Origin of the sequence: Actinoplanes sp. NPDC051411 (assembly GCF_040682075.1) — a bacterium.
Taxonomy (GTDB): domain Bacteria; phylum Actinomycetota; class Actinomycetes; order Mycobacteriales; family Micromonosporaceae; genus Actinoplanes.
Map to the genome: position 1 here is coordinate 63,324 of NZ_JBFBAD010000047.1, position 13,269 is coordinate 76,592.

Below are 13,269 nucleotides of genomic sequence, written 5' to 3' on the forward strand. Positions count from 1 at the left end.
AAGTGGGTGTCCCGTGACAATCGATACGAGAGCTCGCCCCTCGGCCACCGTGGCGACCACGCCGCGGTCACGTCGCCGGACGGCGGCGCCGTGGTGGTTCCTCATCCCGGCCCTGCTGCTGTTCGCGTTCGTTGTGCTGGTTCCCAGCGCCCGCGGGGTCTACTACGCCTTCACCAACTGGGACGGCCTGGATCCACACTTCTCGCTGGTCGGCCTGCGCAACTTCGCCGACCTGGCCGGCGACCCGACCGCGCGGCAGGCGGTCTGGCACACCATTCTCATCGCGGTCGCCATCACGATCATCCAGAACGGGATCGGGCTGCTGCTCGCCCTCGGCGTCAACAGCATGATCAAAACCCGCAACTTCCTGCGGGTCCTGCTGTTCGCCCCAGCCGTGGTCACCCCGATCGTCACCGCCTACCTCTGGCGCAACCTGCTCAGCCCGGACGGCGCGATCAACAGCCTGCTCGGCGCGGTCGGACTGAAGTCGTGGCAGCAGGACTGGCTCGGCAACCCGCATCTGGCGCTCTGGATGATCGTGCTGGTCATCGTCTGGCAGTTCGCCGGCTACTCGATGGTCATCTTCCTGGCCGGCCTGCAGTCGATCCCGCGGGAGATCTACGAGGCCGCGGCCATCGACGGCACCGGGTCGGTCCGCCGGTTCTGGTCGATCGTGCGACCGCTGCTCGCGCCGGCCATCACGATCAACCTGATGCTGTCGATCATCGGCGGGATCAAACTGTTCGACCAGGTCTACGCCCTGACCGGCGGCGGCCCCGGGCACGCCACCGACACCATCTCCACCCTGATCTACAAGAACGCGTTCACCCTCGGCGAGTTCGGCTACAGCATCGCGATGGCCGTGGTGCTCACCGTCATCGTCGCGCTGGCCTCCGGCGCGCAGTACGCCGCCCTGTCACGCAACGAGAGGGCAGCGTCATGAACCGCTACACCAAGCGGACGTTCGTCCTCGAAGTCGTGATGATCGCCGTCGCGGTGGTGTTCGCCTTCCCCGTCTACGTGCTGGTCAACCTGGCCCTGCGAAAGCCGTCGGACACCTCGTCGCCGATCCGGCCCACCGTCTCGCCCACGCTGCACAACTTCAGCCAGGCCTGGCAGCAGGGCGGTCTCGGCGGCGCCCTGATCAACAGCGTGGTGATCACCGCGGCGAGCGTGCTGATCGTCCTCGCGGTGTCGTCGCTGGCCGCCTACCCGCTGGCCCGCTCGACGGCGCACTGGTCGCGCGGCACGTTCCTGCTGATCATGCTGGGCCTGATCCTGCCGTTCCAGCTCGCCTCGCTGCCGCTCTACCAGACCGTGCGAGACCTGGGACTGCTCGGCTCGGTGTGGTCGCTCGTGCTGTTCTACTCCGGCCTGCAGGTGCCGTTCACGACATTCCTCTACGTCGGCTTCCTACGGGCGCTGCCCCGCGACTTCGAGGACGCCGCGTCGATCGACGGCGCCGGCCCCGTCGAGGCGTTCCGCTACATCGTCTTCCCGATGCTCAAACCGATCACGGTCACCGCCCTGGTTCTCAACGCGGTCAACGTCTGGAACGACTTCTTCACCCCACTGCTCTACCTCTCCGGCAGCACCCACCAGACCATGCCGGTCGCGATCGCCGGGTTCGTCGGCCAGTACGTCTCGGACTGGAACCTCATCTTCGCCGCCCTGCTGATCAGCATCATCCCGGTGCTCGCGGTCTACCTCGCCCTGCAACGCAGCATCATCAACGGCTTCGCCGGAGGACTCAAAGGATGACCCCGTACGGCCTGACCACCGAACAGCGCGTCGAACCGCTCGGACTCGGCGCACCACTGCCCCGGCTGTCCTGGAAACTCGACAGCGAACGACGCGGCGCCGCGCAAACCGCGTACCGGATCACCGCCGCCGCCGAAGCGGCGGGCCTGGCCCACCCGGGCCGTCTGATCTGGGACACCGGCCGCCGCGAATCCGCCGAAACCCTGCTGGTGCCGTGGAACGGCCCCGCCCTGATCTCCGGAGCCCGCTACCACTGGCGGGTCGAGGTCTGGGACGAGACCGGCGCCCCGGCCGGCACCGCACAGACCTGGTTCGAGACCGGGATCCTGCACCCCGACGAATGGGCCGCGGCCTGGATCGGCCGTGACCCGCTGCATCTGCCGCTGCAGGACCCACCGACCGACGAGGACCTGATCTCGCCCGGCCCGGCCGAGGCGCCACTGTACCTGCGGCACCGGTTCACCCTCGCCGACCGGCCGATCCGGGCCCGGCTGTACGCCACCGCCCGCGGCGTCTACGAACCGCACCTCAACGGCGAACGCGTCGGCGACCTCGAACTCGCCCCGGGCTGGACCGAATACCACCACCGCCTGCAGTACCAGACCTACGACGTCACCGAGCAGCTGCACGCAGGCGACAACGTCCTCGCGGCGACCGTGGCGGGCGGCTGGTGGAGCGGCTACCTCGGCTTCAACCCGCGCCGGCCCGCCCACCATTACGGCGACGTCCCCGCCTTCCTCGCGCAGCTGGTCGTCGACTTCGCCGACGGCTCCCGCCAGGTCATCGCGACCGGCTCCGAGTGGACCGAGCAATCCGGGCCGATCCGCTCCGCCGACCTGCTGATGGGACAATTCGTCGACGCCCGGCGCGTCCAGCCGGGCCGGCAGGACCCGGTCGCGGTGCTCGACACCGAGCCCGGCCCCCTGGTCGCCGAGCCCGACCATCCCATCCGGGTCATCGCCGAGGTCCCGGCGGCCGCGGTGGACCAGCGTGACCCCGGACGCTTCATCGTCGACTTCGGGCAGAACCTGGTCGGACGCGTCCGGCTGCGCATCGGCGCTACCGACGCCGGGCAGCGGATCGTCCTGCGCCACGCCGAGGTTCTCGACGACGGTGAGCTCTACCGCGACAACCTGCGCCGGGCCGAGGCCACCGACGTCTACGTCACCGCGGGCACCGGCGAAGAGATGTTCGAGCCGCAGTTCACCTTCCACGGTTTCCGCTACCTGGAGGTCGCCGGCTATCCGGGCGAGCTGACCGCCGGGGACGTGGTCGCCCGGGTCGTCGGCAACGACCTGCCGCAGACCGGCTCCTTCGCATGCTCCGACCCGATGGTCAACCAGCTGCAGTCCAACATCGTCTGGGGGCAGCGCGGCAACTTCCTCGCCGTACCCACCGACTGTCCGCAGCGCGACGAACGGCTCGGCTGGCTCGCCGACGCCCAGATCTTCGCGCCGACGGCCACCCGCAACGCCGATGTCTCGGCCTTCCTCGCCCGGTGGATGCGCGATGTCGTCGACGGCCAGAACGACGACGGCGCGTTCCGCGACGTCGCTCCGGTCATCGCGATCGACCGCGAAGCCGCCCCCGCGTGGGGCGACGCCGGCGTCATCATCCCGTGGCTGCTCTGGCGCACCTACGGCGACCGCCGTGCCCTGGAGGACAGCTACGACGCGATGAAGGCGTGGGTCGAGCACATCCGGCGGCACAACCCCGGTCTGCTCTGGCGCCACCGGACCGGCTACTCGTACGGCGACTGGCTGCAGATCGACGCCGACACGCCCCGGGACGTGCTCGCCACCGCCTACTTCGCCCGCAGCACCCAGATCGTGGCCCAAGCCGCTCGGGTTCTGGGCCGACCACGAGACGCCGACAAGTACGCCGCTCTGCACACCGCGATCGCCTCCACCTTCGCCGAGGCGTACGTCGGCGCGGACGGCTCGGTCGAGGGAGACACGCAGACCGGGTATCTGCTCGCGCTCGGCTTCGGGCTGGTGCCGCCCGACCGGGTCGAGGCAGCCGTGCAACATCTGGCGGCCGACGTCGAGAAGCGGGGCAACCGGCTTTCCACCGGATTCGTCGGCGTCTCCCTGCTGTGCCCGGTACTGGCCGAGCACGGCCGCACCGACCTCGCTTATGCCCTGCTGCAGCAACAGGAATACCCCTCCTGGGGCTACTCGATCCGCCACGGCGCCACCACGATCTGGGAACGCTGGGACGGCTGGACCGACCGGGCCGGCTTCCAGTCCGCGGCCATGAACTCGTTCAACCACTACAGCCTCGGCAGCGTCGGCGACTGGATGTACGGGCAGGTCGCCGGCATCGACCAGACCCCGGGCTCGGTCGCCTACTCCGAGCTGCTGCTGCGGCCCCGGCCGGGCGGCAACCTGACCTGGGCCCGAGCCGAACAGGACACGGCCCGCGGCACCGTCGCGTGCGGATGGTCGATCGACGGCGACCAGATCACCGTGACCGTCGTCGTACCGGCGGGCAGCACCGCCGTACTGGAAATGCCGACCTCTGACCCCGGCAGCGTGCGCGAGAACGGCGTACCAGCCGGCAGCGACACTCTGCGGCTGACCTCCGGCCGCTTCACCTTCACCGCCACCACCGCCCTGTGAGCAAGGGGAAGACCATGCGAAAAACCGGCCTCCTAGCCGCCCTGACCACCCTCACTCTCGTCGCCGCGTGCAGCAGCGGCACCGCGTCGAACTCCGCCTCCGGTGACTCGAACACGCTGACCATCACCTCGGTCGACCAAGGCTCGATCGAAAAGGTCGTCGACGCGTTCAAGGCCGCCAACCCCGGCGTGAAAATCAACCTCACCACCGCCGGCGCCGACCAGATCCAGCAGCAACTGCGCACCCAGCTCGCCTCCGGCACCGCTCCCGACGTCATGACCGTCTGGCCCGGCAACGGCAACCCCGGCGCCAACTATGTGCTGGCCAAACCGGGCTACCTGCTCGACCTGTCCGACCAGCCGTGGGCGTCGCAGCTGCCCGACGCGTTCAAGCAGGTCGCCCAGTACAACGGAAAGACCTACGACGCGCTGTTCGGTCTCAACGGCATCGGCGCGGTCTACAACGACGACGCCGTGCGGAAAGCCGGCCTGACCGCACCCGAGACGTGGACGCAGCTGCTCACCTTCTGCAAGGCGGCCGCCGCCAAGGGCACCCCCGCGTTCGCCCTGGGCATCCAGGACAACTGGGTCACCCAGCTTGTGCTCTACGCGCTGGCCGCCACCACCGTGTTCGGCCCGGACAAGGACTTCGCCACCAAGATGGCAGGAGGTCAGGCCACCTTCGCGAACTCGGCGTGGACCACCGCGATGGCGAAATACCAGGAGATGAACACCAGCGGCTGCTTCCAGAAGGATCCGCTGGGCACCAGCTACGAAGCCAGCCAGACCCTCGCCGCCAACGGCAAGACCCTCGGCCTCGTGCAGGGTAACTGGGTCATCGCCCTGCTCAAGCAGAAGAACCCGAACGGCAAATTCACCATGAAGCCGCTGCCGGCCACCGATGACCCGGCGAGTTTTCTCATGCCCGCGGCGGCCGGTGCCGGCTACGGCGTGAACGCCAAGGCCAAGAACAAGGCCCTGGCCTTGAAGTTCGTCAACTACGTCATGTCACCCGAGGGCATGAAGACGTTCAACGAGGCCCAGGGCAGCCTGCCCACACTCGCGAACGCCGGCACCCCGGTCGATCCCGGCCTTGCCGACCTGACCGCCTACGTCAAGGACAACAAGACCGTACCGTTCATGGACCAGCTCTGGCCCAACGCCAAGGTGCAGCAGACCATGCTCAGCGGGCTGCAGGAGATCTTCAGCAACCAGTCCACCCCGGCCAAGGTGCTCGCCGCCATGGACCAGGACTACAAAACCGGTTCGTGATACTCACGCCGGGGCCCGCGAGGGCCCCGGCATGAACCGAGGTCTCAGCCGTTCGACCGCAGCGGAACCTTCGTTCCGCTCGTCACCGATGTCAGCTATGGCTGTTCCAGAACAGCCTCTCGGTCCGGTACGGGTCGTCGACGATTCTGCAGGTGGAGTCGATCCGCATCGTGGCGCGCGTGCTGAGGCTGTAGGCGGGCCAGCTCGGCACGTGCCGGGCGTGGGGCCGGCTGTCGCGGGCGAACCCGGCCCAAAGCTCGCTCATGTGCCGGGCGGTCGCGAGCCTGCCGGGTGACTGGTCGGAGTAGAGAACGGAGTCGAGGTTCTTGTCGGTGTTGGCGAATTTGAGGTTGATGTCCGAGGCGTGCGGCGAGCCGATGGGGAAGTCGGTGCCGGGTACCAGGGTCGGGTTGTCGTAGGCGAGCTGGTACATGAAAACGGGTGCGGCGCCTTGCTTCGCCTTGGCTTCCGCGATCTTGATGGCGTCGCGCCAGATCGGGGAGGTCGTGATCGCGAAGTACAGCTGGGCCGGGGTGGCGGCGGGCCGTGACCGGTGGAAGGTGGCGATGATCGCGTCGAGTTCGGCGCCCTGATAGGTGCTGCTCAGCTCGCGGCGCAGCCCGGCCTCGTCGATGGAGAAGATGTCCGGCGGCCCGAACAGGCTGAAGAATACGGTCTCGTCGCGGCAGGTGCCGATCATCAGGGGTTTGTGGGCTGAGAAGGGTGCGGCGCCGTCGGCGAAGGGATGCCGCGGGATGATGTGGCCGTCGACGAACGCGCCGAAGCCGGGCTGCGGGCCCGGGTCTCCCCACGGTGCGACGCCGTTGGCGGCCTCGGACTGCTGGATCTCGAGCAGACGCGCGGCCGGGAGGTCGTACAGCTTGGGTATGTCGGCGGTGGTCATTCCCAGCAGTTCGAGTGTGCGCTCGGCGCGGCTGGTGGCGGCTTCGCGGGTGGGGAAGCGCAGCGGTGAGGCGCTTTCGATGGAGGCCTTCTGGAACAGGGGTACGGCGGCCGGCATGGTGTAGACGGCCGCGGTCTTGGCGCCGCCGCCGCTTTCGCCCCAGACCATGATGTTGTCCGGGTCGCCGCCGAAGTGTTCGATGTTGTCCGCGGTCCAGCGCAGGGCGGCGAGGATGTCCAGCATGCCTTGGTTGGCGGCGTAGCCGTCGTCGGCGAGGTCGTCGAGGAACAGGTAGCCGAGCAAGCCGAGGCGGTGGTTGGACTCGACGACGACCACGTCGTAGAGCTGCGCCAGGTGGGTGCCGTCCTGGCCGGTGGCGGAGCCGGAGCCGATCATGTAGCCGCCGCCGTGGTTGTAGAACATCACCGGCCGGCGCTTGCGGTCGGCCGCGGGGGTCCAGACGTTGAGGTAGAGGCAGTCCTCGGAGGGTGCGGGCATCCGGCCGTTGCTCTGCGGGCCCATTTCCGGGCCGGGCGCCTGGTATGCCGGGTTCGGGAAAGTCACCGTGTCGCGAACCCCGGACCAGCATCGCGGCGGTTTCGGGGCCTTGAACCGGAGCCTGCCCAGCGGCGGTGTGGCGTACGGGATGCCGAGGAACTTGAGGATGCCGTCCTCGCGTCGGCCGCGCACCCGGCCGTAGCGGGTCGCTGCCTCGTCCGTTGCCCGGCTGCCATGCGGTGAGGCGGGCAACGGCAGGCTGATCGCGGCGGCCGCGGACAGCGATGCCTCGATCATCGACCGGCGGGATATTCCAGGGTGCGGCATCGATCCTCCTGAAGGGTGAACCGTCTGTTACGGCGAGGACGGTCGACGTACGTGTGCTCGCCGGGCGCGTTCCCGGCGAGCACACGTCGTTTATCGGCGGACGCGGTCCTTGTCGACGGTGACGAACTGGGGAAGGTGGTGGAACTGGCTGGTGTAGGGGCCGACGGCCACGTGCGGGATGTGGTGAAGGGCGGCGAGTTGCTGGAACGGCAGGCTCTGCATGACGACGGCGAGGATCCGTGTCGCGCTGTGTTGCAGGTCGCCGAGGCGCATGTCGTAGTCGGCCGGGTAGGTGCCGTGGACGGTGATCGTGTATGCGGTGACCGGGCTGGTGGTGTCGGCCGGGTTCTGGTGGGCGACGCCGGTGACCGTGATCGCCGATTTCTGGTCGGCGGTCAGTGCGGTGCTGTCCGGGGCGAGCAGGGCGGTCACGGCCGTGTACGCGTCCTGCACGGAGGTGAACGGCGGGTTGGGGGTGAATACCGTCTGTCCGGCCGCGTTGGTGGCCGTGGTGCCGGAGAGCGGCACTTGGGACAGGTCGGTGTGCGAGTCGACCGTGGTGCTGACGGTCTGGGTACCTGTCGCGGCCAGGGTCAGGTTGCCGGTGCGCCACGAGTAGCTGGTGGTGGTCGTGCCGTTGCGTACGCGAATCGTCTTGTTGTAGGCCGGAAGGCCGGCGACGTCGATCGTCGGCGTGACCTTCTTCGCCGCGTTGATGACCTCGTCGGGGTTGTTGCCGGGCATGATCAGGTCGTTGCCGGCGTACATGGTGGCGACCGCGCCGTGGCTGCCGCCCCAGTCGGTCATGACCAGGCCGTGGAAGTTCCACTCGCCGTGCAGGATGTCGGTGACCAGGTCGTAGTTGCGTGACGACCAGCTGCCGTTGATCTTGTTGTAGGAGGTCATGACGGCCATGGGCTGGGCGGATTCGACGGCGTACTGGAAGCCTTTGAGTTCGATCTCGCGCAGCGCGCGTTCGCCGACGACGGCGTTGTCGGCGTTGCGGTTGGTCTCCTGGCTGTTCTCGGCGAAGTGTTTGAGGGTGACGCCGATGCCGGGATGGCTTTGTACGCCCTTGGTGGTGGCGGCGGCGGTGAGCCCGGCGATCAGCGGGTCCTCGGAGTAGTACTCGAAGTTGCGGCCGTTGAGCGGGTCGCGGTGGATGTTCATGCCGGGCGCCAGCCACAGGGTGGCGCCGTAGGTCACCATCTCCGCGCCGACGGCTGTCGCGACCTTCTGCACCAGGTCGCGGTCCCAGGTCTGGGCGAGCAGGGTGCCGATCGGCCAGGCGGTGGTCCACTGGTAGGTCGGGGGAGTGGTCGGGATCTGCTGGGTGATGCGCAGCCCGGCCGGGCCGTCGGAGGTGGTCATGCCGGGGATGCCGAGGTTCTCGTACTTGGCGGTGGTGTAGCCGGCCGCGCCGATCGCGGTGGGGGTGGAGCCGGCGGCGTTCGCGCCTTCGACGATGTTCGCGAGCTGGGTGAGGCTCAGGCCGGCGACGAAGCTGGTCAGCGGGACGCGGCTGGCGGCTACGTCGTAGAGCGTCGCTTTTCCTGAGGTCGGGACGTACCGGAGGTGCTCGCCGGTCTTCGCCGCGTACGGCTTGCCGGTGCCTTCCCAGTTGCTCTGTTTCGGGTCGACGTACGCGGTGGTGGAGGCGATCGGGCTGCCGTCGATCGCGGCGTACGGCGAGTCGGCCGGCACCGGCACGGTCTGCTCGTACGGGGAACGGTCGTCCTGGGTCCGGAAGGAACGCGGGCTCAGCACGATGCGGTGTGCGCGGGCTTCTTCGGTGCCCTCGCCCGGGTAGCTCCAGAAGTCGCCGGGTGAACTGGTCAGCTCGGTCGCCGGCCGCTGGTCGTCGGACTCGTGGTTGACCCGCTCGGTCACCACGGTTGAGGACAGCGACAGCTTCGCCGCGACGTGGGTGTCACGCGACGACTCGCCGACCCGGATCACGTAGTCGCCGGGGTCCAGCACGTACGCCGCCCTCTTCTCGTCGAACGAGGACATCTGCGTCGTGTCGTACGAGATGGTCAAGCGCTGCGAAGCGCCCGGCGCGAGTTGATCGGTCTTCGCATACGCTGCGAGCTCCTGGTAGGGCTTGTCGAGGCCGGTCTGCGGTGCGGAGAAGTAGACCTGCACGACGTCCTTGCCACTGCGCGCTCCGGTGTTGGTGACCTGGACCGCGACAGTGGTCGCCGCGGCGTCGGCGGTGACCTTCTGCACGGTGGTGTGGAAGCTCGTGTAGGTCAGGCCGTAGCCGAACGGGTAGTTGACGCCGGCGCCTCTGTTGAACGAGTCGAAGTATCGGTAGCCGACGTAGATGCCTTCGCCGTAGAGCTCGGTCGCCGTGTCGCCGTCGTTGTTCGCGAACGTCGCCGACGCGGGATAGTCGGTGTATTTCGCGGCCCAGGTGTCGGTGAGCCGGCCGGACGGGTCGACGGTCCCGTTGAGCACCTCGACGAGGGCATTGCCCGACTCCTCGCCGGCCTGGCTCATCAGCAGCAGCGAGTCCAGTGCGGTGCCACCGTCCGGGTCCTTCGTGGCGGCGTTGATGTCGCGGTAGAAGGAGGTGTCCACGATTCCGCCGACGTTGAGCACCACGACGACGTGCCGATAGGTCTGGCCGAGCAGGGTGAGGTCGCCCCTCTCGGTGTCGGTGAGCTGGTAGTCGCCCGGCCGGGCGCTGCGGTCGGCGCCCTCGCCGGAGTTGCGGGCGACCACGAACAGCGCGGTGCCGGTCGGGGCGGTGGGCTGCACGCTGGTTGTGGAGAGCGGCTGTTCGACCGACGCATAGTCGATCGAGGGTGCGAAGACGCCACCCGACGTGGGCGGATACTTGGCGTCGTAAGCGGTGGTCATGGCCGACCAATAGGCGTCGCCGGTCGTCACGTGGTAGCCGGCGTTTTCCAGGCCTTGGCGGACGGTGACGGTGTAGCGGTTGTAGACGTCGCCGGACCCGGTGCCGCCCTTGACGGTCTTGTACGCGCCGACGCCGTAGACGGCGACGTTGCCGCCGCGAGGCATGGGCAGTGCGTGGTCGTGGTTCTCCAGCAGCACCATGCCCTCGGTGGCCGCCTGGCGGGAGAGGGCGGCATCAGCCAGTTCGAGAGGGCTCGGGTTCGGGTCGGTTGTGGCGGCGTGCGCTGGAGCGGGACCCAGCAGAGCGAGGATCATCCCGGCGGTGGTGAGCGCCGCCAACGGACGTCGACGAGTGGAGATCGGCGGTTGGGCAGTGGACATCGGTCACCTCTGAAACGTTTCAGTAGGAGATGCTTCGCCACTCGGTTGTCCGGTCGAGGCCGGGCAGCGCCGTTCGGTGCTGGCGTGAGCGACCCGGGGAATTTGCGGGGAACGTTTCCCGTGGGTTACGGCCGACCATAGAAGTTCATCTACTGCCCGTCAAGGCCGCACTCGCTGACAGTCACATGGCCTTGATCGACTTTGCATGCCTATTGGCCTCGTTTCTCGCCACGGAGTCGAGGACGGATCACCAGCAGCTGCCGCTGACGTCGAGCAACGTTTTCCGTTGGGGTCCGCGCCCAGTCGACGACCTCCCGCACCGAGGGCTCGCCGGCCGTGAATGTCAGAGGCTTGATCGGCGGCAATATCGATGCCTATCGTCTTGGGTCATCTGAGAAACGTTTCTCAACGATGCATCCGCTTCTGTCGCGATCAGATGCGGCCCCTTCGGTCACGGCCTCGACGTGACCGAATCTTCAACGCTCTTGAAACGTTACAATTCTTTCGAGAGGAATACCGTTGCCTCATAAAGTCGTCCTCGCGCCGCGCGCCTCCGCGGCCCGGCGAATCCTCGCCGCGGGCCTGGTGCTGATCACCGGAGTCGCCGCGGCACCGGCCGGCGCCTCGGGCGCCCCAGCCGCCCTTCCTAGCTGGCCGGCCAGCCCGAACTGGCAGAGCCTGGTGCCCGCACCGACCGCCGACAACGTCCGCGCCGGCGCCGTCACCCGAACCAGTGGAACCGTGACCAACGCTGCCGCCCTGGCCGGCCCGGGTAGCGGGTCGACAGTGCTGACGACGACGTCGGCCGGCACCCCCGCGACCGTCATCCTCGACTTCGGCAAAGAGGTCGGCGGCACCCCCTTCGTCACGGTCTCCGCGTCGAGCGGCTCGGCCACCCTGCGTGTCGCCACGAGCGAAGCGCTGCCCTACCTGACCGCCAGCGGCGGCCTCTACAACAACGACAACGGCTCACCCATCACCTTCGCCGTCAACGGCGCCCGCACCTATACGGGCGCGCTGCGCGGCGGGTTCCGGTTCGCCGCCATCCAGCTGACCACTACCGGCAGCGTGACCCTGACCGCGGCCGGCGTGAACTTCAAGGCCTACCGGGCCACCGCCGACAAGTACCAGGGCTACTTCGTCTCCAGCGACGACCAGCTCAACCGGATGTGGTACGCCGGCGCCTACACCGCCCAGATGGACATGGTGCCCACCGGCGTCTCCTCCTGTTTCACCGTGCCGGTCATCTTCGACGGCGCCAAACGCGACCGGGCCATCTGGTCGGGAGACCTCATGGTCACCGACCCCGTCGCCCAGCTCTCGCTGGGCTCCAACAGCGCCGCCTACGTCAAGGGCGCCATCAACACCATCGTCAACCTGCAAGCCTCGAACGGGCGGCTCACCAGCGCTGTCGGATTCCGCGGCTGCGGCGCCTTCGACTACGCGATGACCTACTCGGCCTACTCGGCGATCATCGCCATCCAGTACTACCGCTACACCGGCGACACGACCTTCATCAACGGCCTTCGCGCCAAGCTCGAGGCCGCAACCGCCTATCACGCGACCAAACTCGACAGCGGCGGGCTGGTCGTGACCAACGACAACGACTACTGGCAGACCAGCCAGAGCGGCGAAGTCACCGAATACAGCCTCGCCTACTACGAGCTGTTGCAGAACATGATCTGGCTCGAAGGCAAGGTCGGCACCACGGCCAAGGTGACCGAATACACCACCAAGGCGAACGCGCTGAAAACCGCGATCAACGCCCGCCTCTTCAACACCTCGGCCGGCGTCTACCAGCACACCAACAGCCGCACCAACGTCTACCCGCTCGACGCCAACATGAACGCCATCCGCCTCGGCGTGGCCCCGCCCGACAAGGTGCAGGGCATCCTCACCTACTTCAAGAGCCATTGGCAGGCGCACGGCAGCCAGATCTCGCAGCCCGCGCCCAGCATGGCCGATCCCGGTGGCCACACCATCGAACCGCTCAACAACACCTGGGAGGTCATGGCCCGATTCGCCAGTGGCAACACCGCCGACGCGCTCGACCTGATGCGCCGGCTCTGGGGAGTCCAAGTCGACCCCGCGAGCGGCTACTACACCGGAACTTTCTGGGAATTCGTCGGCAGCAACGGGCTTCCGTCCCGAGGTTTCGACAGCCTGGCCCATGCCTGGGGTGCCGGGCCGACCCAGCTGCTCACCGAGAACGTCCTGGGCGCCACGACGGCCGGCGCCGGCTATTCGACCTGGCAGGTGAAGCCGCAGGCGGGCACCCTGACCTGGGCCCAGGGGCAGGTGCCGACAACGCATGGTTCCCTGACGGTCAAGTGGGCCCGCGACAGCGCCGGCCAGTTCCACCTTCAGGTCACCGCCCCGGCCGGCACCAGTGGCCAGATCTGGGTTCCGCTGGCCACGACGTCGGCGACCAGCACGGCGATGACGCCGGGCGCCACCTTCGTCCAACGTAGCGGTCTCTACGACGTCTACGCCGTCGGCGCGGGCACGTTCGAGTTCAGCTCCGCCTCCTAGAAACACCGGTGTCCTGGACGCCCCACCCCCCAGGACACCCGCAGCCCAGGGCCGGGATACGCCGGTCACGGGGGCAGTGGTAAGCGCCGGAGCTCGGGGAGGCGTGGAT

Annotated in this window: 7 protein-coding genes; 5 read left to right on the forward strand and 2 right to left on the reverse strand. The window is 68.2% G+C overall.

The features are described 5' to 3' along the window. Positions 1-13 precede the first annotated feature (13 nt). The 4 genes from AB0M88_RS25415 to AB0M88_RS25430 are packed head-to-tail and all read left to right on the forward strand — an operon-like array spanning position 14 to position 5,653. Complete coding sequence (locus AB0M88_RS25415) at positions 14-943, forward strand: sugar ABC transporter permease (RefSeq protein ID WP_364106295.1); 930 nt, start codon at positions 14-16, stop codon at positions 941-943. Continuing rightward, a complete protein-coding gene (locus AB0M88_RS25420) occupies positions 940-1,761 on the forward strand; it encodes a carbohydrate ABC transporter permease (RefSeq protein WP_364106297.1) in 822 nt (273 codons plus the stop codon). Before AB0M88_RS25415 ends, AB0M88_RS25420 begins: the two co-directional genes overlap by 4 nt. Next, entirely contained in the window at positions 1,758-4,382 is a 2,625-nt protein-coding gene (locus AB0M88_RS25425) for a family 78 glycoside hydrolase catalytic domain (protein ID WP_364106299.1), read from the forward strand. The genes AB0M88_RS25420 and AB0M88_RS25425 overlap by 4 nt, the downstream gene beginning before the upstream one ends. Positions 4,383-4,396: 14 nt before the next feature. Next, entirely contained in the window at positions 4,397-5,653 is a 1,257-nt protein-coding gene (locus AB0M88_RS25430; RefSeq protein WP_364106301.1) for an extracellular solute-binding protein, read from the forward strand. Between the two features lie 91 nt (positions 5,654-5,744). Here AB0M88_RS25430 and AB0M88_RS25435 read toward each other — a convergent pair whose 3' ends face one another. Beyond that, on the reverse strand, positions 5,745-7,352 hold the full coding sequence (locus AB0M88_RS25435) for a carboxylesterase family protein (protein WP_364106303.1): 1,608 nt from the start codon (positions 7,350-7,352) through the stop codon (positions 5,745-5,747). Positions 7,353-7,472: 120 nt separating this feature from the next. Next, a complete protein-coding gene (locus AB0M88_RS25440; RefSeq protein WP_364106305.1) occupies positions 7,473-10,628 on the reverse strand; it encodes a glycoside hydrolase family 3 N-terminal domain-containing protein in 3,156 nt (1,051 codons plus the stop codon). 519 nt (positions 10,629-11,147) lie between these two features. Between AB0M88_RS25440 and AB0M88_RS25445 the strand changes: the two genes are divergently transcribed. Further along, entirely contained in the window at positions 11,148-13,160 is a 2,013-nt protein-coding gene (locus AB0M88_RS25445) for an alpha-L-rhamnosidase C-terminal domain-containing protein (RefSeq protein WP_364106307.1), read from the forward strand. Positions 13,161-13,269 lie beyond the last annotated feature (109 nt).

Excerpts from the sequence above, each read along its gene's own strand:
- AB0M88_RS25425 (WP_364106299.1), top strand. The coding sequence starts at position 1,758 with ATGACCCCGTACGGCCTGACCACCGAACAGCGCGTCGAACCGCTCGGA.
- AB0M88_RS25430 (WP_364106301.1), top strand. The coding sequence starts at position 4,397 with ATGCGAAAAACCGGCCTCCTAGCCGCCCTGACCACCCTCACTCTCGTC.
- AB0M88_RS25420 (WP_364106297.1), top strand. The coding sequence starts at position 940 with ATGAACCGCTACACCAAGCGGACGTTCGTCCTCGAAGTCGTGATGATC.
- AB0M88_RS25440 (WP_364106305.1), bottom strand. The coding sequence starts at position 10,628 with ATGTCCACTGCCCAACCGCCGATCTCCACTCGTCGACGTCCGTTGGCG.
- AB0M88_RS25435 (WP_364106303.1), bottom strand. The coding sequence starts at position 7,352 with ATGATCGAGGCATCGCTGTCCGCGGCCGCCGCGATCAGCCTGCCGTTG.